Raw genomic sequence first — 22,570 nt, 5'->3', positions numbered from 1 at the left:
ATGAGTTCTCACGACCTGTCCGCCTCCGGGCGGCTGCCGCACGCGTTCACGACGCCGGGATCGTCGTCGTTCGTGGACTTCCTGTCCAGCCACGCCCCGCAGCTCCTGCCGGGTAACCGGCCCGGCGGCGACGTCCTGGCGCCGCACGGCACCACGATCCTGGCCCTTGCGTTCGAGGGCGGGATCGTCATGGCCGGCGACCGCCGGGCGACCATGGGCTCGATGATCGCGAGCCGCGAGATCGAGAAGGTCTTCCCGGCCGACGAGTACTCCGCGGTCGGCATCGCCGGCACCGCAGGCCTCGCGGTCGAGCTGGTCCGCCTGTTCCAGCTCGAGCTCGAGCACTACGAGAAGATCGAGGGCAGCCTGCTGTCGCTCGACGGCAAGGCCAACCGGCTGGCGACGATGATCCGCGGCAACCTCGGGCTCGCGATGCAGGGGCTGGCCGTGGTGCCGCTGTTCGGCGGCTTCGACCTCGACCGGCGCGTCGGCCGGATCTTCTCCTACGACGTCACGGGTGGCCGGTACGAGGAGCACGACCACCACGCGGTCGGCTCCGGGTCGGTGTTCGCGCGCGGCTCCCTGAAGAAGCTCTGGCGGCCGGGCCTCGACGCCGCGGGCGCGGTGCGGGTGGCAGTCGAGGCGCTGGTCGACGCGGCGGACGACGACTCGGCGACCGGCGGGCCCGACCACACCCGGGGCATCTGGCCGGTCGTCGCGACCGTCACCGAGTCGGGCTACCTGCGCGTGGCCGACCTCGATCTCGCCGCTGTCGCGGAGCAGGTCGAGCAGGAACGCCGACGCACCCACGAGGGACGCGGGGGCGCGCGATGAGCATGCCGTTCTACGTCTCGCCCGAGCAGCTGATGAAGGACCGGGCGGACTACGCGCGCAAGGGCATCGCCCGCGGTCGCTCGGTCGTGGTCCTGCAGTACGACGACGGCATCGCGTTCGCCACCGAGAACGCGTCGCGCGCGCTGCACAAGATCTCCGAGATCTACGACCGGATCGGCTTCGCAGCCGTCGGCAAGTACAACGAGTTCGAGAACCTGCGGGTGGCCGGCGTGCGCTACGCCGACCTGCGCGGCTACTCCTACGACCGCGAGGACGTCACGGCGCGCGGGCTGGCCAACGCCTACGCCCAGACGCTGGGCACCTCGTTCACCACCGAGTCGAAGCCCCTCGAGGTCGAGATCGTCGTCGCCGAAGTGGGTCGGGCCGCCGCGGGCGACCAGATCTACCGGCTGGCGTACGACGGCTCGGTGACCGACGAGCACGGCTACGTCGTCATGGGCGGGCAGGCGGAGCGCCTCGGCGGGCTGCTGGCGACCGACTGGCGGCCCGGCCTGACGCTGCCCGAGGTGCTGGCGCTGGCGGTGCGGACTCTGGGTGCACCAGCGGAGGACGGCGGCGAGCTGCGGGCGATCCCGGCGACGCAGCTCGAGGTCGCGGTGCTCGACCGGACCCGCCCGCGAAGGACGTTCCGCCGGCTCGCCGGTGCGTTGCTGGAGGACCTGCTCGACGCGGACTGAGTGAGCGCACGAGCGACGGAAGGAGCACGGCGATGGACAGACGGATCTTCGGCCTGGAGACGGAGTACGGCGTGACCTGCGCCGCGCAGGACGGTCGCGGACTGTCCGCCGACGAGGTCGCGCGGTACCTGTTCCGCAAGGTGGTCGCCTGGGGCCGCTCCTCCAACGTGTTCCTGCGCAACGGGTCCCGGCTGTACCTCGACGTCGGCTCGCACCCCGAGTACGCGACCGCGGAGTGCGACGACGTGCGCCAGCTGGTCACCCACGACCGGGCCGGCGAGCGCATCCTCGAAGGGCTGGTGGCGGACGCCCAGCAGCGCCTCGAGCACGAGGGCCTGCCCGGCAAGATCCACCTGTTCAAGAACAACACCGACTCGGCCGGCAACTCCTACGGCTGCCACGAGAACTACCTGGTGCGCCGGCAGGGCGACTTCTCGCGGCTGTCCGACGTGCTCGTGCCGTTCCTCATCACGCGCCAGATCCTCACCGGCGCGGGCAAGGTGCTCACGACGCCGCGCGGGGCCGTGTACTGCCTGTCGCAGCGCGCCGACCACATCTGGGAGGCGGTCTCGAGCGCGACCACCCGCTCCCGGCCGATCATCAACACGCGCGACGAGCCGCACGCCGACGCCGAGCACTACCGGCGCCTGCACGTGATCGTGGGCGACTCGTCGATGTCCGAGACGACCACGATGCTCAAGGTCGGCACGACGGACCTGCTGCTGCGCATGATCGAGGCCGGCATCCCCATGCGGGAGATGGCGCTGGAGAACCCGATCCGGGCGATCCGCGAGATCAGCCACGACATCACGGGCATGCACCCCGTCACCATGGCGAACGGTCGGACGGTCACCGCGATCGACCTGCAGGAGGAGTACCTCACGCGGGTCACGGACTTCCTGGCGTCGGAGGGCGGCCCGAGCCCGGAGAACAAGCAGGTGCTGGACCTGTGGGAGCGCGGGCTGCGGGCGCTCCGCACCGGCGACCTCTCGCTGGTGGACCGCGAGCTGGACTGGGTCATCAAGTACAAGCTCATCGAGCGGTACCGCGCCAAGCACGACCTCGACCTGTCCGACGTCCGGGTGCAGCGCCTGGACCTGGCGTACCACGACATCTCCCGCACCGAGGGGCTCTATAACCTGCTCGCCGCCAAGGGGATGGTGGAGCGGGTGACCACGGACCTGGAGATCTTCGAGGCGACCGCCGTGCCGCCGCAGACCACCCGGGCCAAGCTGCGGGGCGACTTCGTGCGCGCGGCGCAGGACGCTCGGCGCGACTACACCGTCGACTGGGTGCACCTCAAGCTCAACGACCAGGCCCAGCGCACCGTGCTGTGCAAGGACCCGTTCCGCAGCATCGACGAGCGGGTGGACCGGCTCATCGAGTCGATGTAGCGCCGAGCGGGCAGTCCAGCCACTCTGCACGGGCCGGACAGGCTCGGGCCGTACAGTGTGGCGGTCCTGGAGTCTGCCCGGACCATCGACCTGGCGCCCGCCGGGACCCCAGAGCCGGAAGGAACGACGTGCGACGACTGCAGGGCCGAGCCCTGGTGGCCGGTCTGGCGATCGCGCTGCTGACCCTCGCCGGGTGCAGCACCCCGGAGTCGGAGCCGGACGTGGTGACGGTGTCCGGAGAGCCCGGTGCGGCGCCGACGATCACCTACGTGACCCCGCTGCAGGTGGACAAGACCCGGACCGAGCAGATCTGGGAGGGCACGGGTGCGGACCTCGTCGAGGGCGGTCCCGTGCTCATCGACTTCTGGCTCGAGGACGCCACCGACGCGTCGCTGGTGAAGGAGAGCTACTCCACCAACCCGACGGCGATGCTGCTGACGGAGGAGGACCTCGGCACGGACCTCTACGACACGCTCCGCGGCCAGAAGGTGGGCGCGCGCCTGCTCCAGGTGAGCCCGGGCAGCGGGTCGGGCGCGACGAGCTACCCGACGGTGACGGTGGTCGACGTGCTGCCGACCCGAGCCGACGGCGAACCCGTGCCGCCGCGCTCCGATCTGCCCGCCGTCACGCTGGACGCGTCGGGCGCCCCCTCGATCACCGCGACCGGCACGGACCCGCCGTCGACGCTCGTCGCCGCACCGCTGATCCGCGGGACCGGCGAGCAGGTGGGCGCGAGCGACGTCGTCACCGTGCAGTACACGGGCTTCGCGTGGACCACGGGCGAGCCGTTCGACTCGACCTGGACGCACGGCCTGCCGGTCTCGTTCTCGCTGCAGGACGTGCAGGCGTGGGCCGAGGGGCTCGTCGACCAGCCGGTCGGCAGCCAGGTCATGCTCGTCGTGCCGCCTACCTACGCGCTGGGGGTCACGGACAGCGAGGAGCTCGCGGGCCAGACCGTGGTCTTCGTCGTCGACATCCTGGCCACCGGACACCCGGACCAGGCGGCCGGCTAGCGCGAGGGCAGGACCTGCTCGATCTCGGCGAGGTCGGCGGGGTCGCCCTCGACCCGGACGTCGGCGGCGGCGCCGCGGCCGAGGAGGTACAGGACCAGCTCGCCGACGTCGCCGCGGACGACGACCGTGCCGCTGTCCACCTTCGGCGCGCGCAGCCGGTGCCGGACGCCGTCGCTGCGCACGAGCACGACGCCGACGGGCACCTTGCGCAGCCGCATGCCGCCCGAGCGCTGCAGCTGCGCCCACAGGACCTCGACGAGCTCGGGGTCCAGCTCGCGGGGCGGGACCTGGCCCGCGCCGCGGCGGACGTCCTCGGTGTGCACGAAGAACTCGATGACGTTCGTCGACTCGCCGGCCCAGCTGCCGGGGTGCCAGAACGCCGGGCGGTCGGCGGCGACGCGGGCCACGAGGTCGCGGTAGGCGCCCTCGGTCGCCGCGGTGTCCGCGAGCCTGGCGATCGCCGCCTCGGCACGCTCGGAGAGGGCGGGCACCGCGATCCCCGCGCCGACCATCGGCGAACGCTCGCGCAGGACGACGTGCGCGGCCAGGTGTCGCGCCTGCCAGCCCTCGCAGAGGGTCGGCGCGTCGGGAGCGACGTCCAGGAGGGCCTGCGCCAGCTGCGCGCGCTCGATCTCGTGCCAGGTCATGAGCGCAGGATCGCACGCGGGCGGCGACGACGCGTGGCGGGTAAGCGCTCGCAGTGCCGTGAGAGGATGAGTGCACCCCCTGAGCTCCACGGAAGGTCCTGTCGTGCCCACGCGAGACGAGTCACCGGCGTCGGTGGCCCTCACCGGCTCGGTGCCGCGCCGGGCGGTCCAGCTGATCGTCCGCGGCCTGCGCGCGCACCCGGGCACCTACGTCCTGGCCATCGGCACGTCGGCCGTCTTCGGGGTCCTCACGGTCGCCGTGAGCAGGGTGCTCGGGGCCGTGACCGACCAGGTCGTCGTCCCGGCGCTGAACGGCTCGACCGAGGCGCGGGGCAAGATCTGGCTCGCCGGGCTGGCGATCGCGCTCGTCGCGGTGTCCCTGGCCGTCACCGTCGCCGGCCGGCGGATGTTCGCCGGCAAGGGCTTCGCGCTGATCCAGGAGGACCACCGCACGGCGGTCACCCGCCAGTACCTGCGGCTGCCGATGTCCTGGCACCGTCGGCACCCGACCGGGCAGCTGCTGTCGAACGCGAGCGCCGACGTCGAGGCCGCGACCTCGATCTTCAACCCGCTCCCGTTCGCACTGGGCGTCGTGGTCATGCTCGTCGTCGCCGCGGTCGCGCTGTTCCGGACCGACGTCTGGCTCGCGCTGGCGGCCCTCGTGGTCCTGCCGCTCGCCGTCGTCGCAAACCTCGTGTTCCAGCGCCGCATGTCGCCGGCGGCGATCCACGCGCAGCAGCTGCGCGCCGAGGTCGCGGACATCGCCCACGAGAGCTTCGAGGCCGCCGTGCTGGTCACGTCCCTGGGCACGGCGGGGCGCGAGGAGGCCCGGTTCGCGGCCCGGGCCGCGCAGCTGCGGGACGCCAACGTGCGCGTCGGGATCGTCCGCGCGCTGTTCGACCCGGTCATCGACCTGCTGCCGAGCCTGGGCACGCTGCTGGTGCTGGTCGTCGGCACGATGCAGGTCAGCGCGGGGCGGGTGGAGACGGGTGACGTCGTGGCCGCCGCCTACCTGCTGACCCTGCTCGCGGTGCCGGTGCGGGCGTTCGGCTGGGTGCTCGGCGAGGTGCCGCGGGCGCTCGTCGGCTACGACCGCATCGCGCGCGTCATCGACGCGCACGGCGCGCTGAGCGTGGGGACCACCCCGTGGTCGCCCGCCGCCGGTGCTCGCGTCGAGCTGCGGGACGTCGGGCGGTCCGTCGCGCTGCCCGGAGGCGGTGAGCTCGAGCTGCTGCACGACGTCGACCTCGACGTGGCCGCGGGACGCACGGTCGCCCTCGTCGGACCGACGGGCGCGGGCAAGACGACCCTGGTGTCGCTGGTCAGCAGGCTCTCGGACCCGTCGCACGGGTCGGTGCACGTCGACGGCCTGGACCTGCGGGACGTGCGCCCCGACGACCTCAGCCGGCACGTGGCCCTCGTCGCGCAGTCGACGTTCATCTTCGAGGACACCGTCCGGTCGAACGTGACGCTCGCCGACGCGGGGGAGGCGGGCTCGCCCGACGACGAGGCGGTCTGGGCGGCGCTGCGCCTCGCCCGCGTCGACGACGTCGTCCGCGCGCTGCCCGGCGGCCTGGACGCGCCGCTCGGCGAGCGCGGGGCCAATCTCTCGGGCGGTCAGCGGCAGCGCCTCGCGCTCGCGCGCGCCCTGGTCCGCCGCCCCGCGGTGCTGGTGCTCGACGATGCGACGTCGGCGGTCGACCCGCGCATCGAGCAGGCGATCCTGCGCGGCCTGCGCGACGACGGCGGTGCCGGCAGCCCGACCGTGCTGCTGGTCGCGTACCGGATGTCGTCGGTCCTGCTGGCCGACGAGGTCGTGCACGTCGAGGCCGGCCGCGTGGTCGACCGCGGCACGCACGACGAGCTGCTCGCGCGGGACCCCGGGTACCGCGAGCTGGCCACCGCGTACGAGCAGGAGACGGCCCGCCGCGCGGCCGAGGCCGCCGACGAGGCTGCCCTCGAGGTCGTGGAGGAGCCGGCATGAGCGGCAACCACCGGGTCGCGCCCGCCAGCACCCTGGGTGTCCTCGCGACGCTGCGCCGCGGGATCCAGGTCTCGCCCCAGCTGCTGGTCGGCTGGCAGGTCACCGTCCTGCTCGCGGTCGTCGCGTCGATCGGCCGCGTGCTCGTGCCCATCGCGGTGCAGCAGACCGTCGACACCGGGATCCTCGCCGAGGGCGGCCCGAACGTGCCGCGCGTCGCGGCGCTGGCCGGGCTGGCCGCGCTCGGGCTGCTGGTGGGCGCCGTCTGCTCGGCCTACGTCAACGTCCGGCTCTTCCGGTCGAGCGAGAGCGGCCTGCTGTCGCTGCGCACCCAGGCGTTCCGGCACGTGCACGACCTGTCCGTGCTCACGCAGAACACCGAGCGTCGCGGCTCGCTGGTCTCGCGCGTGACGTCGGACGTCGACACGATCTCGCTCTTCGTGCAGTGGGGCGGGATCATGCTGCTCGTCTCGGTGCTGCAGATCGCGGTCGCCACCGTGCTCATGGCCTTCTACTCGTGGCAGCTCACGCTCATCGTCTGGCTCGGCTTCGTGCCGCTGTTCGTCCTGCTGCAGCCGCTGCAGAAGCGCGTCAACGCGCGGTACACGGCGGTGCGCGAGCGGGTGGGCGGGATGCTCGGAGCCGTCTCGGAGGCCGTCGTCGGCGCCGAGACCATCCGGGCGTACGGCGTCGCGGAGCGGACCCAGCGCAAGATCGACGCGGCCGTCGCCGCGACCCGCGCCGCCATGGTGCGCGCGCAGAACCTGGTCGCCCTCGTGTTCTCCAGCGGCGTGCTCGTGGCCAACCTCGTGCTCGCCGTCGTGGTCGTGGCCGGGACCTACCTCGGGATCGCCGGAGAGATGACCGCGGGCCGGCTGCTGGCCTTCCTGTTCCTGGTCCAGCTCTTCACCGGTCCGGTGCAGATGGCGACCGAGATCCTCAACGAGCTGCAGAACGCCGTCGCGGGATGGCGCCGCGTGCTCGGCGTGCTCGAGACGCCGGTCGAGGTGGTCGACGCCGGGCCGGACGGCGTGCCCAGCCCGCGCGGCCCGGCCCACGTCGAGCTCCGCGACGTCGACTTCGCGTACCCGGACGGGCCGCCCGTCCTCACGGGCGTCGACGTGGCGATCCCCGCGGGCACCTCCGTCGCCGTCGTCGGCGCGACGGGCTCGGGCAAGACGACCATCGCCAAGCTGGTCGCGCGCTTCATGGACCCCACCAGCGGGTCGGTGCTGCTGGACGGCGTCGACCTGCGGGACATCTCGGTCGCGGAGCTGCGGCGCCGCGTCGTGCTGGTGCCGCAGGAGGGCTTCCTGTTCGACGGCACGCTCGCGCAGAATGTGGCGTACGGGCTGCGGCACGAGGACGGCACCACGTCCGCGCCGGCCGACGACGCCCGCATCCGGGAGGCCATCGAGGCGCTCGGCCTGGACGCCTGGGTCGACGAGCTCGCGAACGGCCTCGAGACGCCCGTGGGCCAGCGCGGCGAGTCGCTGTCGGCGGGGGAGCGGCAGCTGGTCGCCCTCGCGCGGGCCTACCTGGCCGAGGCGGACCTGCTCCTGCTCGACGAGGCGACCTCGGCGGTGGACCCGGCGACGGAGGTGCGGATCGCGCGCGCCCTCGACTCCCTGACCCGCGGCCGCAGCACCCTGACCATCGCGCACCGGCTGTCCACCGCCGAGGCGGCCGACACCGTCGTCGTCGTCGACGCGGGGCGGGTGGTCGAGATCGGGCACCACGACGACCTCGTGGCGCGCGACGGCCACTACGCCGCCATGCACGCCGCCTGGGTGTCGCAGACGCGCTGACCGCGGGTGGACGGGGTCCGTGCCGTGCGCGGCCCCGTGGCAGGATCGGTCCGTGTCTTCCAGCCCCGCCGCACCGACCCTCGACCCCGCCGTCGCCGACCGCCTCAAGCGTGACGAGCACGGCCTGGTGGCGGCGATCGTGCAGCAGCACGACTCGCACGAGGTCCTCATGCTCGGCTGGATGGACGACGAGGCGCTGCACCGCACGCTGACCACCGGTCGCGTCGTGTTCTGGAGCCGCTCGCGCCAGGAGTACTGGCGCAAGGGCGACACGTCCGGCCACGCCCAGTACGTCAAGGCCGTGAGCCTGGACTGCGACGGCGACGCCCTGCTGGTCGAAGTCGACCAGGTGGGTGCGGCCTGCCACACCGGCACGCACACGTGCTTCGACGCCGGCGGTCCGCTGCCGGCCGTCGTCGGCACCCGACCCACCGAAGGAGACCCCCGATGACCGCCGGAACCGTGCCCACGGACGTCACCGCGGCGGAGGTCCCCTGGGGCTGCACGTGGCCCTCGCTCGGCGAGTTCCGCGGCCTGGCGCAGGACCGCCGGGTCATCCCCGTGGTCCGCCGACTGCTCGCCGACGACATCACGCCCGTCGGCCTGTACCGGACGCTCGCCGCGGGCCGGCCGGGCACGTTCATCCTCGAGTCCGCGGAGGCCGACGGCAGCTGGGACCGCTACTCGTTCGTCGGCGTGCACTCGCGGGCCACGCTCACGGTGCGCGGCGGCTCGGCCGTCTGGGTGGGCGACGTGCCCGTCGGCGTGCCGACGGGCGGTGACGCGCTCGACGTCCTGGCCCGCACGCTCGACGCTCTGCGCACGCCGGCGATCGCGGGGCTGCCGCCCCTGACCAGCGGCCTGGTCGGTGCGCTCGGGTGGGACATCGTGCGGCACTGGGAGCCCACGCTGCCCGCGAAGGCCCCCGACGAGCTGGGCGTGCCCGAGCTCACCCTGCTGCTGGCCACGGACCTCGCGGTCGTCGACCACCACGACGGCTCCGTCTGGCTGGTCGCCAACGCGATCAACTTCGACGACACGGACGAGCGGGTCGACGAGGCGCACGCGGACGCGCTCGCGCGGCTGGACGCGATGGAGGCGGCGCTGCTGGAGCCGACGCAGTCCGCGGTCGCCGTGCTGGCCGACGTGCCCGAGCCCGAGCTCGCGTTCCGGTCCACCCGCGAGGAGTTCGAGGACTCGGTGCGCACGGGCCAGGAGGCCATCCGCGAGGGTGACGTCTTCCAGGTGGTGCTCTCGCAGCGCCTGGACCTCGACTGCCCGGCCGAGCCGCTGGACGTCTACCGGGTGCTGCGGACCATCAACCCGAGCCCGTACATGTACTACCTGCAGCTGCAGGACGCGGACGGGCGCGACTTCGCGGTGGTCGGCTCGAGCCCGGAGACGCTGGTCAAGGTCACGTCGGGCCGCGTGGTGACGTTTCCGATCGCCGGGTCGCGGCCGCGGGGTGCGACCCCCGACGAGGACCGCCGCCTGCAGGACGAGGTGCTGGCGGACCCCAAGGAGCGGGCCGAGCACATCATGCTGGTCGACCTGTCCCGCAACGACCTGGTGAAGGTCTGCGAGCCCACGAGCGTCGAGGTCGTCGAGTTCATGGCGGTCAAGCGCTACTCGCACATCATGCACATCTGCTCGACCGTCGTCGGGCGCCTGCGGGAGGGCGCGACGGCCCTGCAGACCCTGGTCGCGACGTTCCCCGCCGGCACGCTGTCGGGGGCGCCCAAGCCGCGCGCGATCGCGTTGATCGACGAGATCGAGCCCGCGCGGCGCGGCATCTACGGCGGCACGGTCGGCTACTTCGACTTCGCCGGCGACATGGACATGGCCATCGCCATCCGGACGGCGCTCATCCGCGAGGGCCGCGCGAGCGTGCAGGCGGGCGGCGGGATCGTCGCCGACTCGGTGCCCGCGCTGGAGTACGAGGAGTCCCGCAACAAGGCCGCCGCGGCCGTCCGGGCCGTCCAGATCGCGTCCCGGCTCCGTCGGGCGGGCGCGTGACGGACGCCGCGCAGCGTCGCCGCGCGGGTCGGGGTCGCGCCGCGGCCCTGCTGCTCGTCCTGGCCGGCCTGACGGCGCTCGTCGCGGTGCCCACGTGGTTCACGACCACCGGCACGACGGCGCTCGAGGGCACCGTGACGGTGCAGGTGTCCGGCTCGCAGGTGGCACCCGCGATCCTCGCGGCCGCGGTCGCCATCCTCGCCGCCGTGGCCGCGGTCGCCCTCGTCGGGCGGGCGGGTCGCTGGGTCGTCGCCGTGGTGGTCGTGGCCTGCGGCGTGCTCGTCGTCGGCACCACGCTGGCCGTGCTGGGCGACCCGGTGGCCGCGGTGTCCCCGGTGGTCGCCGACGTGACCGGCGTGGGCAAGCTCGCGGGGCCCGTCACGACGAGCGTCTGGCCGTGGCTCGCGGTGGCCGTCGGGGTGCTCGACGCGCTCGCCGGCGTCTGGCTGGTGCTCGCGTCCCGCGCGTGGGCCGGACCGTCGCGCCGGCACGAGAGCGCGGCCGCGCCGACCGCTCCTGCGGAGCCCGACGAGCGGTCGGACTGGGACGCCCTCAGCCGGGGCGACGACCCGTCCTGACCTGCGGTGCTTGTACCGGTCGGGGGCCCGACCGTCGGATAGGGTGAGCCCAGAACCGAGCACGAAGGGCACTCACATGGCCGACAACACCCTCGCGCACCGAGCGCAGCACGCCACGACCACCGAGGCGATGCACCTGCCGCCCACGGCGGCACCCACGAACCACGGCAAGACGGTGGCGGCCTGGGTCACCACGTACAGCGTGGTCATCGCCTTCACGATCGCCGGGCTCGGCGTCCTGTTCGCCATGGTCTGGCTCTTCTGGGTCGGCCTGGCGCTCGTCGTGCTCGGCCTGGTGGCCGGCAAGGTGCTGCAGGCCTCGGGCCACGGTCAGGGCGGCGAGAAGACGCGGGCCCGCGCGGCTCGTACCGGCGGGCACTGACCGCAGGCTGTTCGACCGCCGCTCGGGAGCCCGGGTCGGCGCACGCGACGCAGGAGGACCGATGTCGACCCCCAACGAGCCGCAGAACCCGTACGGCGCCGAGCCGCCCAAGGACCCGAACACCACGCCGCAGCCCCCGGCTCCGCAGTACCCGGGTGCGCCCCCGGCACCGGGAGCTGGGCCCCAGTACCCGCCGGCACCGCAGTACCCGTCGGCTCCGCAGTACCCGTCGGCACCGCAGTACGGCGCCCCGCCCGCGACCCCGTATCCGGCCGCCGCGCCGTACGGATCGGCGCCCGGCGGCTACCCGCCGCCCGGCTACGGCGTGGCGTACCCGAAGAACAGCCTCGCGGTCTGGTCGCTGGTGCTCGGCATCTGCTCGTTCGTGCTCTCGTGCGGGCTGCTCACGGGCATCCCCGCGATCATCGTCGGCAGCAACGCCAAGAAGGCCGTCGCGCGCGGCGAGGCGAACAACGGCGGCATGGCGACGGCGGGGATCATCCTCGGCTGGGTCGCCATCGCGTTGTCGATCATCGGGATCATCCTGTTCAGCATCCTGTTCTCGAACGCGGACTTCCGGGACGCCTTCAACGATGGCTACAACGGCTCCAACTACTGAGCTGCCCGACGGCCCACTCCCGCCCGACGCCTCGCCGTCGGGCGGGGCGGGCCGTGGCGCGTCCGTGCGCCGGCCGCTGGTCGCCGGGGGCCTCACCGTGGCCGCGACCGTCCTCCTGGCGCTGCGGGACCCGCACACCACCGGCAGCTACGGCGTCTGCCCGCTCTACGCGCTGACTGGCCTGTGGTGCCCGGCGTGCGGCGGTCTGCGGGCGACGCACGACCTCGCGCACGGGGACGTCGCGGGCGCATGGTCTATGAACCCGCTCTGGGTGCTCCTGGTCCCGCTGGTGGTCGCCCTCTGGGGTCGGCTCGTCGTGCGGCGGGCGCAGGGGCGGGCGGTGCGTCCGGCACCCGCGTGGCTCGCCTGGTCGACCCTCGCGGTGATCCTGGCGTTCGGGATCCTGCGGAACGTCCCGGCGCTGGCGCCGTGGCTGGCCCCCTGACGAAAGTCCCTGTCCCACCCACCGGCCTGTGGTCCGGGTCACTCCGCGACCGATCTACGATGTGCGTCTGGGCCACCGCCACGACCGACGGCGAGGACGAGGTCCGGAAACCGACCGGGGGAGAAGGTGAGCTGTCGATGACCGTGCTGGACGACATCGTCGCGGGAGTCCGACTGGACCTGGCCGTCCGGGAGCAGGCCACGCCGCTCGCCGAGGTCAAGGAGCGCGCCCACCGCCGCGAGTCCGCCATCGAGTGCGTGGGCCGGCTGCGAGCCGAGGACGCGGTCCGGGTCATCGCCGAGGTCAAGCGCTCGAGCCCGAGCAAGGGCGCCCTCGCCACCATCAAGGACCCCGCCGCGCTGGCCGCCGAGTACGAGAAGGGCGGCGCCGCCGTCATCTCGGTGCTCACCGAGGAGCGCCGTTTCCACGGCTCGCTCGCGGACCTCGACGCCGTCCGCGCCCGCGTGGACATCCCCGTGCTGCGCAAGGACTTCGTCGTCACCCCGTACCAGGTGTGGGAGGCGCGCGCCCACGGTGCCGACCTCGTGCTCCTCATCGTCGCGGCGCTCGAGCAGACCGTGCTGGAATCGCTGGTCGAGCGCGTGCACTCCCTGGGCATGACCGCGCTCGTCGAGGTGCACGACACCGAGGAGGTCGCGCGCGCGGCCGACGCCGGTGCCCGCGTGATCGGCGTCAACGCCCGCGACCTGCGCTCGCTCGAGGTGGACCGGACCACGTTCGCCCGCGTCGCGCCGGCCATCCCGTCGCACATCGTGAAGATCGCCGAGTCCGGCGTGCGCGGCCCGCACGACGTCATGGACTACGCCCGCGCCGGCGCGGACGCGGTGCTCGTCGGCGAGGCCCTGGTTACGGACGACGCCCCGCGCGAGTCCGTCGCCGACCTCGTGGCGGCGGGTGCCCACCCGTCCCTGCGGGCGGTGCGTCAGTGAGCGGTCGACCGACCGTCGGACCCGTCTCGGACAAGCTGCTCGAGGCCGTCGCGAGCGGACCGCTGTCCACCCACGCCGGACCGTACTTCGGGGAGTTCGGGGGCCGGTTCGTGCCCGAGGCGCTCATCGCGGCCCTGGACGAGCTCGACACCGCGTACCACAAGGCGCTCGCCGACCCGTCGTTCGGGCGCGAGCTCGCGCGGCTGCACAAGACGTACACCGGGCGGCCGAGCCCGCTCACCGAGGTGCCGCGGTTCGCCGCTCACGTCGCGCCCGGGGTGCGGGTGTTCCTCAAACGCGAGGACCTCAACCACACCGGCTCGCACAAGATCAACAACGTGCTGGGGCAGGCCCTGCTGGTCAAGCGCATGGGCAAGACGCGCGTGATCGCGGAGACCGGCGCCGGGCAGCATGGCGTCGCCACGGCCACCGCGGCCGCGCTGCTCGACCTCGAGTGCACCGTGTACATGGGCGAGGAGGACACCCGCCGGCAGGCGCTCAACGTCGCGCGCATGCGGCTGCTCGGCGCCGAGGTCATCCCCGTGACCATCGGGACGCGGACCCTCAAGGACGCGATCAACGAGGCGCTGCGCGACTGGGTGGCCAACGTCGAGACCACGCACTACCTGCTCGGCACCGTGACGGGACCGCACCCGTTCCCGGAGATGGTCCGCGACTTCCACAAGATCATCGGCGAGGAGGCGAAGGCGCAGCTCCTCGAGGAGACGGGCCGGCTGCCCGACGCCGTGGCCGCGTGCGTGGGCGGCGGGTCCAACGCGATGGGCATCTTCAACGCGTTCCTCGACGACCCCGAGGTCCGGCTGTTCGGCTTCGAGGCGGGCGGCGAGGGCATCTCGTCCGGGCGCCACGCGGCGCGGTTCTCCGGCGGGGAGCCGGGCGTGCTGCACGGCGCGAAGTCGTACCTCCTGCAGGACGACGACGGCCAGACTTTGCCCAGCCACTCGGTGTCGGCCGGCCTGGACTACCCCAGCGTCGGGCCCGAGCACGCGTGGCTGCACGACATCGGGCGCGCCGACTACCGGCCCGTCACGGACGTCGAGGCCATGGAGGCCTTCCGGATCCTGTGCCGGACCGAGGGGATCATCCCGGCCATCGAGTCGGCGCACGCGCTGGCGGGCGCGATCCAGCTGGGCGCGGAGCTGTCCGGGTGGACCGGCGACGACGGCCACGAGCCGGTGCTGCTGATCAATCTGTCGGGGCGCGGGGACAAGGACGTGGCCACCGCCGCGGCATGGTTCGACCTGATCGAGGACGAGCCCGTCGTGCTGGCCGACCAGGGAGAGCAGCTGTGAGCGCCGTCGCCGTCCGGTCGCAGGTCGCCGAGCACCTCGATGCCCTCGGGCGCGCGGCGCTGATCGGCTACCTCCCCGTCGGGTACCCGTCGGTGGACGGGTCGGTCGGGGCCGTGCGCACGATGATCGACGCGGGCGCCGACGTGGTCGAGCTCGGCGTGCCGTACAGCGACCCCGTCATGGACGGGCCCACCGTGCAGCGGGCGGTCGACGCGGCGCTGGCGCGCGGCACCCGGGTCGGCGACACCATCCGAGCGGTGGAGCAGGTCGCCGGGCGCGGTGCGCCGATCCTGGTCATGACCTACTGGAACCTCGTGCTGCGCTACGGCGTCGACGCGTTCGCGCGCGACCTGGCCGCCGCGGGCGGGGCCGGGCTGATCACACCCGACCTCATCCCCGACGAGGCCGCCGACTGGCTCGCGGCGTCCGACGCGCACGGCCTGGACCGGGTGTTCCTCGTCGCGCCCAGCTCGACGCCCGAGCGGCTGGCCTCGACGGCGGCCGCGTCGCGCGGGTTCGTCTACGCCGCCTCGACCATGGGCGTCACGGGGGAGCGGGCGACGGTCGGCAACCGCGCCGAGGAGCTCGTCGCGCACACCCGGGCGGCCGGGGCCGAGCACGTCTGCGTCGGACTCGGCATCTCGCGCCCGGAGCAGGCCGCGGAGGTCGCCGGCTACGCCGACGGCGTCATCGTCGGCTCCGCCCTGGTGCGCACCCTGCTGGATGCGCCCGACGACGCGGCCGGCCGGAAGGCCCTGGCCCGTCTGACGGCGGACCTCGCCGAGGGCGTCCGCTCCGCGACCGGACGCGGCCGGTGAGCGCGCTGCTCCCGGTCGCGATCCCGAGCCCGTCGCAGGGCGTGTGGCACCTCGGGCCCTTCCCGGTGCGCGCGTACGCGTTCGCGATCCTGCTCGGCATCGTGGTGGCGCTCTGGATGACGCGGCGCCGCTGGATCGAGCGGGGCGGCGAGCCCGACACGACCCTCGAGATCGCGTTCTGGGCCGTGCCGTTCGGCATCGTCGGCGGCCGGATCTACCACGTCATCACCTCGCCCGACGCGTACTTCGGCGTCGGCGGCAGCCCCATCCGCGCCCTGTACATCTGGGAGGGCGGGCTCGGCATCTGGGGTGCCGTCGCCCTCGGTGGCGTCGGCGCCTGGATCGGCGCCCGCCGCCAGGGCGTCCGGCTCGCGCCGTGGGCGGACGCGCTCGCGCCCGGCCTGCTCGTGGCGCAGGCGATCGGCCGGCTGGGCAACTGGTTCAACCAGGAGCTGTACGGCGGGCCCACCACGCTGCCATGGGGCCTGCGCATCGACCCCGAGCACATGCCCGTCGGCGACCCCGCGGGCACGCTCTACCACCCGACCTTCCTGTACGAGATCGTCTGGAACCTCGCAGGCGCCGCGCTGCTGATCTGGCTCGACCGCAAGCTCCGGCTCGGTTATGGCCGCGTGTTCTGGCTCTACGTCGTCATCTACACGACCGGCCGGCTCTGGATCGAGCTGCTCCGGATCGATCCGGCGCACCACATCCTGGGCCTGCGACTCAACGTCTGGACGGCCATCATCGTCGGCATCGGAGCGCTGGTAGCGTTCGTGGTGGTCGGACGCCGGCACCCAGGACGTGACACGACCCTCCTGCTGGCACCCCCGACCGTGCAGGACGACGAGGAGAACGCGACCGACCCCGCCCGCTGACCCGCGGAGGGCTGGTCGCCAGCTCGCCTCATCGCCGACGATGCGGGCGGTCCGCCGACCGCCCTGTATCGTCGCCACACTGGGCCGACGACGTCCCGCGTTCCCCCCTTGTTCGTGCTACGCCCCGACCCGTGTCGGGGACCGTGAGGACGGTGCTGATGTCGACGTCGCCCGCGAGCCCTGGCGCTATGAGTGCGCCGCTGCCGCAGGGTCTTTACGACCCCGCTGCCGAGCACGACGCGTGCGGATTCGCGTTCGTCGCCACGCTGCGCGGCACGCCCGGGCGGGACATCGTCGACGCTGGCCTGACCGCGCTGCTCAACCTCGACCACCGCGGCGCCGTGGGTGCCGAGGAGGACAGCGGCGACGGCGCCGGCATCCTCACCCAGATCCCGGACGCCTTCCTGCGCGACGTCGTCGACGCCGAGCTCCCGCCCGCCGGCTTCTACGCCATCGGCATGGCCTTCCTGCCCGTCGACGAGACCGAGCAGCGCCGCGCCGTCGCGGCCCTCGAGGCGATCGCCGCCGAGGAGAAGCTCGACGTGCTCGCGTGGCGCGAGGTCGTCGTCACGGCCGACCTGGTCGGTCCCACGGCGCGCGCGTCCATGCCCGTCTTCCGCCAGCTGGTCGTGGCGGACCCGTCGCGCGAGCTGTCCGGCATCGACCTCGACCGCCGCGCGTACCGGCTGCGCAAGCGCGCCGAGCGCGAGCACGGGCTGTACTTCGCCTCACTGTCGGCCCGCACGCTCGCCTACAAGGGCATGCTCACCACCGGTCAGCTGGAGCCGTTCTTCGCCGACCTGTCGGACCCGCGGTACGCCTCCGAGATCGCCCTGGTGCACTCGCGCTTCTCCACCAACACGTTCCCGTCCTGGCCGCTCGCGCAGCCGTTCCGGATGATCGCGCACAACGGCGAGATCAACACGGTGCGCGGCAACCGCAACTGGATGGCCGCCCGCGAGGGCACGCTCGCCAGCGAGGAGCTGGGCGACCTCACGCCGCTCATGCCCGTCTGTACGCCCGGCGGCTCGGACTCGGGCAGCTTCGACGAGGTCCTCGAGCTGCTGCACCTGTCGGGCCGCACGCTGCCGCACGCGGTGATGATGATGATCCCGGAGGCGTGGGAGAACCACGCCCAGATGGACCCCGCGCGGCGCGCGTTCTACGAGTACCACTCGACGCTCATGGAGCCGTGGGACGGCCCGGCCGCGATCACGTTCACCGACGGCACGCTCATCGGCTCGGTGCAGGACCGCAACGGGCTGCGGCCCGGCCGGTACTGGGTCACCGAGGACGGGCTCGTCGTGTGCGCGTCCGAGGCCGGAGTGCTCGACATCGACCCCGCGACCATCGTCGCGAAGGGCCGTCTCGAGCCCGGTCGCATGTTCCTGGTGGACACCGGCAAGGGCCGCATCATCGACGACCAGGAGATCAAGTCGTCGCTCGCGGCGCAGCGGCCGTACGCCGACTGGGTTCGCGACAACTCCGTCTACCTGCAGCAGCTGCCCGAGCGCGAGCACGTCGCGCACTCGGCCGCCTCGGTCCGCCGCCGCCAGCGCGCGTTCGGCTACACCGAGGAGGAGCTGAAGATCCTGCTCAGCCCCATGGCTGCCGCGGGCGCCGAGCCGCTGGGCGCGATGGGTTCCGACACCCCGGTCGCGGTGCTGTCCGACCGCCCGCGCATGCTCTTCGACTACTTCACGCAGATGTTCGCGCAGGTGACCAACCCGCCGCTGGACGCCATCCGCGAGGAGCTGGTCACGGCGATCGGCGGCGCCATCGGGCCGGAGCCCAACCTGCTCGAGGACGGCCCGGGCCACGCCCGCAAGCTGATCCTGCCGTTCCCGGTGATCGACAACGACCAGCTGGCCAAGATCGTGCACGTGGCCAAGGAGCCCTCGCTGGGCTACCGGGCGATCACCATCCGCGGCCTGTACAAGGTGGCGGGCGGGGGAGAGGCCCTCGAGGCGCGCCTGGAGGAGATCTTCGCCGAGGTCGACGCCGCGGTGGCGGACGGCGTCAGCTTCATCGTGCTCTCGGACCGCAACTCGGACGCGGACCTCGCGCCCATCCCGTCGCTGCTGCTGCTGAGCGCGGTGCACCACCACACGCTGCGCCGGCACACCCGCACGATGATCTCGCTGGTGGTCGAGGCGGGCGACGTCCGCGAGGTGCACCACACCGCGCTGCTCATCGGCTACGGCGCCGCGGCGGTCAACCCGTACCTGGCGATGGAGACCGTCGAGGACCTGGCGCGCTCGGGGTACCTGCCCGGCGTCGGCCCGGAGAAGGCGGTCGCCAACCTCATCAAGGCGCTCGGCAAGGGCGTGCTCAAGGTCATGTCCAAGATGGGCATCTCGACCATCGCGTCCTACCGGGGCGCGCAGGTGTTCGAGGCCATCGGGCTCTCGCAGCCGCTGGTCGACAAGTACTTCACCGGCACCACCAGCCGCCTCGGCGGCATCGGCCTGGACGTCATCGCGGCCGAGGTCGCCGCGCGGCACGCGGACGCCTACCCGGCCAGCGGCAACCGCCAGGCGCACCTGCGGCTCGCGGTGGGCGGCGAGTACCAGTGGCGCCGCGACGGCGAGGACCACCTGTTCGACCCCGAGACCGTGTTCCGGTTGCAGCACTCGACACGCACGCGCCAGTTCGACGTCTTCCAGCAGTACACCAAGCGGGTCGACGAGCAGTCGTCGCGCCTCATGACGCTGCGCGGCCTGCTCGCGTTCAAGGACGGCGAGCGCCAGCCCGTGCCGCTGGACGAGGTCGAGCCGGTCAGCGAGATCGTCAAGCGGTTCAACACCGGCGCGATGTCGTACGGCTCCATCTCCATGGAGGCGCACGAGACCCTCGCGATCGCCATGAACAGCATCGGCGCCAAGTCGAACACCGGCGAGGGCGGCGAGGACCCGGAGCGCCTGAACGACCCCGTGCGTCGGTCCGCGATCAAGCAGATCGCGTCGGGCCGGTTCGGCGTGACCAGCGAGTACCTCACCAACGCCGACGACATCCAGATCAAGCTCGCCCAGGGCGCCAAGCCGGGCGAGGGCGGTCAGCTGCCGGGCAACAAGGTGTACCCGTGGATCGGGCGGACGCGGCACTCGACGCCCGGCGTCGGGCTGATCTCGCCGCCGCCGCACCACGACATCTACTCGATCGAGGACCTGGCGCAGCTGATCCACGACGCCAAGAACGCGAACCCGCGGGCGCGGATCCACACCAAGCTGGTGAGCGAGTTCGGCGTCGGCACCATCGCCGCGGGCGTCGCCAAGGCGCACTCGGACGTCGTGCTCATCTCGGGCCACGACGGCGGCACGGGCGCCAGCCCGCTGACGTCGCTCAAGCACGCCGGCACGCCGTGGGAGATCGGCCTGGCCGAGACGCAGCAGACGCTCGTGCTCAACAACCTGCGCGACCGCGTGGTCGTGCAGGTGGACGGGCAGCTCAAGACCGGCCGCGACGTCGTCATCGGCGCGTTGCTGGGCGCCGAGGAGTTCGGGTTCGCCACGGCTCCGCTGGTGGTGTCCGGCTGCGTGATGATGCGCGTCTGCCACCTCGACACCTGCCCGGTGGGCGTCGCGACGCAGAACCCCGAGCTGCGCGCCCGGTTCACCGGCAAGCCCGAGTTCGTCGTGACCTTCATGGAGTTCATCGCGGAGGAGGTCCGCGCGCTGCTCGCGCAGCTGGGCTTCCGCACGCTGCTCGAGGCGGTCGGGCACGTGGAGCTGCTCGACACGCGCGCCGCCGTCGACCACTGGAAGGCCGAGGGCCTCGACCTGAGCCCCGTCCTGGCGGTGCCGACGCCGGTCGCCGGGACGCAGCTGCACCAGACGAAGCTGCAGGACCACGGCCTCGACCGGGCGCTCGACAACCGGCTGATCGCGCTGGCGCAGGACGCTCTCGAGCGTCGTGAGCCGGTGCGCATCGACCTGCCCGTCCGCAACGTCAACCGCACGGTCGGCACGATGCTCGGGCACGAGGTGACCAAGCGGTTCGGCGGCGCCGGGCTCGCGGACGACACCATCGACGTCACGCTGACGGGCTCCGCCGGCCAGTCGTTCGGGGCGTTCCTGCCGCGTGGCATCACGTTGCGCCTGTTCGGTGACGCCAACGACTACGTCGGCAAGGGCCTGTCGGGCGGCCGCATCGTCGTGCGGCCGGACCGCAACGCGGCGCTGTCCAGCGAGCACAACGTGGTCGCCGGCAACGTCATCGGCTACGGCGCGACCACCGGCCAGGTCTTCCTGCGCGGCCTCGTCGGCGAGCGCTTCGGCGTGCGCAACTCGGGCGCCACCCTGGTGGTCGAGGGCGTGGGCGACCACGGCTGCGAGTACATGACCGGCGGCACCGTCCTGGTGCTCGGCCGGACCGGCCGCAACTTCGGCGCCGGCATGTCCGGCGGCACGGCCTACGTGCTCGACCTCGAGCCTGCCCTGGTCAACGTCGACGCGCTGCGGACCAAGGAGCTGTCGCTCGACCCGCTCGACGACGAGGACGCCGCGCACGTGCAGCAGCTGCTGCACGCGCACCTCGACGAGACCGGCTCGCCGGTCGCCGCCCAGCTGCTCGACGACTTCACCACGACCCGGGCGCGGTTCACGCGCCTGCTGCCCACCGAGTACGCCCGCGTCCGCCGCGCGCTCGCCCAGGCCGAGGCCGACGGCCTCGACCCGGCCGCGCCCGGCGTGTGGGACCAGATCCTGGAGGTGGCCCGTGGCTGACCCCCGCGGCTTCCTGAAGGTGCGCGAGCGCGAGCTCCCGCCCAACCGCCCCGTCGAGGTCCGCCTCCGCGACTGGAAGGACGTCCACGAGCACCTGCAGGACGGCCAGCCGTACCTCAAGGAGCAGGCCGGCCGCTGCATGGACTGCGGGATCCCGTTCTGCCACAACGGCTGCCCGCTCGGGAACCTCATCCCCGAGTGGAACGACCTGGTGTGGCGCGGGCAGTGGTCCGACGCGATCGACCGGCTGCACGCGACCAACAACTTCCCGGAGTTCACGGGCCGCATCTGCCCGGCCCCGTGCGAGTCGAGCTGCGTGCTGGGCATCAACCAGCCGCCGGTGACCATCAAGAACGTCGAGGTCTCGATCATCGACGAGGCGTTCGAGCGCGGGTACGTGACGCCGCAGGTGCCGCAGCGGCTCACGGGCCACACGGTCGCGGTCGTCGGCTCGGGCCCGGCCGGGATGGCCGCCGCGCAGCAGCTCACGCGCGCCGGCCACACGGTCGCGGTGTACGAGCGCGACGACGCCATCGGCGGGCTCATGCGGTACGGCGTGCCCGACTTCAAGCTCGAGAAGATCCACATCGACCGCCGGCTGGCGCAGATGGAGGCCGAGGGCACGCGTTTCCGCCCGGGCGTCGAGGTCGGCCGCGACGTCACCTGGCCGCAGCTGCAGGCGCGCTACGACGCGATCGTCATCGCGACGGGTGCGACCGTGCCGCGCGAGCTGCAGGTGCCCGGCAAGGAGCTGGGCGGCGTGCACGTCGCGATGGAGTTCCTGCACCAGGCCAACGCGGTGGCCGCCGGCAAGCCGGTCGCGGACCAGATCACGGCCGAGGGTAAGCACGTCATCATCATCGGCGGCGGCGACACCGGCTCGGACTGCCTCGGCACCGCGCTGCGCCAGGGTGCCGCGTCGGTGACGACGCTGGCCATCGGCAAGCGGCCGCCCGAGGACCGTCCGGCGCACCAGCCGTGGCCGACGGACCCGATCCTGTTCGAGGTGTCCTCCTCGCACGCCGAGGGTGGCGACCGCGACTACCTCGCGTCGACCGTCGAGTTCGTCGGCGACGAGTCCGGGACGGTCCGTGCGCTGCAGCTGGCGACCACGCAGTACCTGTCCGACGGACGCCGCGTGCCGACGCCCGGCACCGAGCGGGAGATCCCCGCGGACCTCGTGCTGGTCGCCATGGGCTTCACCGGGCCCGAGGTCGACCCGCTCACCGCGCAGATCGGCATCGAGCTCACGCCGCGCGGCCTGGTCGCGCGCTCCGACGACTACGCGACCACCGTCCCCGGCGTGTTCGTCGCGGGTGACGCGGGCCGCGGGCAGTCCCTGATCGTGTGGGCCATCGCCGAGGGTCGCGCCGCCGCGGCCGCCGTCGACACCTACCTCTCGGGCAGCACCGAGCTGCCCTCGCCGGTCACCGCCAGCACCGTGGCGCTGCGCCCCTGAACCCCCTGACCGC

Annotated in this window: 19 protein-coding genes; 18 read left to right on the top strand and 1 reads right to left on the bottom strand. The window is 73.1% G+C overall.

Annotation, left to right across the window (positions count from 1 at the left end; translation table 11 throughout):
- The 4 genes from prcB (at position 1) to AC1DYZ_RS12605 (ending at position 3,939) form a co-directional block, all read left to right on the top strand.
- Positions 1–834 carry a proteasome subunit beta gene (gene prcB, locus AC1DYZ_RS12620; protein ID WP_477065539.1) on the top strand — a complete coding sequence of 278 codons (834 nt, stop codon included), beginning with the start codon at positions 1–3 and terminating at the stop codon, positions 832–834.
- Positions 831–1,532: a proteasome subunit alpha gene (gene prcA, locus AC1DYZ_RS12615; protein ID WP_477065538.1), complete on the top strand. Its 702-nt coding sequence runs from the start codon at positions 831–833 to the stop codon at positions 1,530–1,532. Before prcB ends, prcA begins: the two co-directional genes overlap by 4 nt.
- A gap of 32 nt (positions 1,533–1,564) precedes the next feature.
- A complete protein-coding gene (gene pafA, locus AC1DYZ_RS12610; protein WP_477065537.1) occupies positions 1,565–2,926 on the top strand; it encodes a Pup--protein ligase in 1,362 nt (453 codons plus the stop codon).
- A 128-nt stretch (positions 2,927–3,054) separates the two neighbouring features.
- Positions 3,055–3,939 carry an FKBP-type peptidyl-prolyl cis-trans isomerase gene (locus tag AC1DYZ_RS12605; RefSeq protein ID WP_477065536.1) on the top strand — a complete coding sequence of 295 codons (885 nt, stop codon included), beginning with the start codon at positions 3,055–3,057 and terminating at the stop codon, positions 3,937–3,939.
- Here the strand turns inward: AC1DYZ_RS12605 and AC1DYZ_RS12600 are convergent.
- A complete protein-coding gene (locus AC1DYZ_RS12600) occupies positions 3,936–4,586 on the bottom strand; it encodes a TIGR03085 family metal-binding protein (protein ID WP_477065535.1) in 651 nt (216 codons plus the stop codon). The genes AC1DYZ_RS12605 and AC1DYZ_RS12600 overlap by 4 nt on opposite strands.
- Before the next feature lie 103 nt (positions 4,587–4,689).
- Between AC1DYZ_RS12600 and AC1DYZ_RS12595 the strand changes: the two genes are divergently transcribed.
- From AC1DYZ_RS12595 to AC1DYZ_RS12530, 14 genes are all read left to right on the top strand, one after another.
- Positions 4,690–6,570, top strand: coding sequence for an ABC transporter ATP-binding protein (locus AC1DYZ_RS12595; protein ID WP_477065534.1), 1,881 nt, complete (start codon positions 4,690–4,692; stop codon positions 6,568–6,570).
- On the top strand, positions 6,567–8,375 hold the full coding sequence (locus AC1DYZ_RS12590) for an ABC transporter ATP-binding protein (protein WP_477065533.1): 1,809 nt from the start codon (positions 6,567–6,569) through the stop codon (positions 8,373–8,375). Before AC1DYZ_RS12595 ends, AC1DYZ_RS12590 begins: the two co-directional genes overlap by 4 nt.
- Before the next feature lie 52 nt (positions 8,376–8,427).
- The gene (gene hisI, locus AC1DYZ_RS12585; RefSeq protein WP_477065532.1) at positions 8,428–8,826 is read left to right on the top strand and encodes a phosphoribosyl-AMP cyclohydrolase; all 399 of its coding nucleotides are present in this window, start codon (positions 8,428–8,430) and stop codon (positions 8,824–8,826) included.
- On the top strand, positions 8,823–10,391 hold the full coding sequence (locus AC1DYZ_RS12580) for an anthranilate synthase component I (protein ID WP_477065531.1): 1,569 nt from the start codon (positions 8,823–8,825) through the stop codon (positions 10,389–10,391). Before hisI ends, AC1DYZ_RS12580 begins: the two co-directional genes overlap by 4 nt.
- Positions 10,388–10,969: a Trp biosynthesis-associated membrane protein gene (locus AC1DYZ_RS12575; RefSeq protein WP_477065530.1), complete on the top strand. Its 582-nt coding sequence runs from the start codon at positions 10,388–10,390 to the stop codon at positions 10,967–10,969. The genes AC1DYZ_RS12580 and AC1DYZ_RS12575 overlap by 4 nt, the downstream gene beginning before the upstream one ends.
- A 76-nt stretch (positions 10,970–11,045) precedes the next feature.
- Positions 11,046–11,351: an HGxxPAAW family protein gene (locus tag AC1DYZ_RS12570; RefSeq protein WP_477065529.1), complete on the top strand. Its 306-nt coding sequence runs from the start codon at positions 11,046–11,048 to the stop codon at positions 11,349–11,351.
- A gap of 61 nt (positions 11,352–11,412) precedes the next feature.
- The gene (locus tag AC1DYZ_RS12565; protein WP_477065528.1) at positions 11,413–11,970 is read left to right on the top strand and encodes a DUF4190 domain-containing protein; all 558 of its coding nucleotides are present in this window, start codon (positions 11,413–11,415) and stop codon (positions 11,968–11,970) included.
- Entirely contained in the window at positions 11,945–12,415 is a 471-nt protein-coding gene (locus AC1DYZ_RS12560; RefSeq protein ID WP_477065527.1) for a DUF2752 domain-containing protein, read from the top strand. Before AC1DYZ_RS12565 ends, AC1DYZ_RS12560 begins: the two co-directional genes overlap by 26 nt.
- A 137-nt stretch (positions 12,416–12,552) precedes the next feature.
- On the top strand, positions 12,553–13,365 hold the full coding sequence (gene trpC, locus AC1DYZ_RS12555; RefSeq protein WP_456824404.1) for an indole-3-glycerol phosphate synthase TrpC: 813 nt from the start codon (positions 12,553–12,555) through the stop codon (positions 13,363–13,365).
- On the top strand, positions 13,362–14,678 hold the full coding sequence (trpB, locus tag AC1DYZ_RS12550) for a tryptophan synthase subunit beta (protein WP_477065526.1): 1,317 nt from the start codon (positions 13,362–13,364) through the stop codon (positions 14,676–14,678). The genes trpC and trpB overlap by 4 nt, the downstream gene beginning before the upstream one ends.
- Positions 14,675–15,496, top strand: a complete 822-nt coding sequence (gene trpA / locus AC1DYZ_RS12545; RefSeq protein WP_477065525.1) for a tryptophan synthase subunit alpha — start codon at positions 14,675–14,677, stop codon at positions 15,494–15,496. Before trpB ends, trpA begins: the two co-directional genes overlap by 4 nt.
- Complete coding sequence (lgt, locus tag AC1DYZ_RS12540; RefSeq protein WP_477065524.1) at positions 15,493–16,374, top strand: prolipoprotein diacylglyceryl transferase; 882 nt, start codon at positions 15,493–15,495, stop codon at positions 16,372–16,374. Before trpA ends, lgt begins: the two co-directional genes overlap by 4 nt.
- 158 nt (positions 16,375–16,532) lie before the next feature.
- Positions 16,533–21,098, top strand: a complete 4,566-nt coding sequence (gene gltB / locus AC1DYZ_RS12535; RefSeq protein ID WP_477065523.1) for a glutamate synthase large subunit — start codon at positions 16,533–16,535, stop codon at positions 21,096–21,098.
- Positions 21,091–22,557 (top strand): glutamate synthase subunit beta, encoded by a 1,467-nt coding sequence (locus tag AC1DYZ_RS12530; RefSeq protein ID WP_477065522.1) that lies wholly within the window; start codon positions 21,091–21,093, stop codon positions 22,555–22,557. Before gltB ends, AC1DYZ_RS12530 begins: the two co-directional genes overlap by 8 nt.
- The last annotated feature ends 13 nt before the right edge of the window (positions 22,558–22,570 follow it).

The sequence above is a fragment of the Cellulomonas sp. P1_C4 genome, assembly GCF_056406355.1.
Note: the sequence above shows the minus strand (reverse complement) of the source record. Positions and strands in the feature narration are given on the sequence as shown.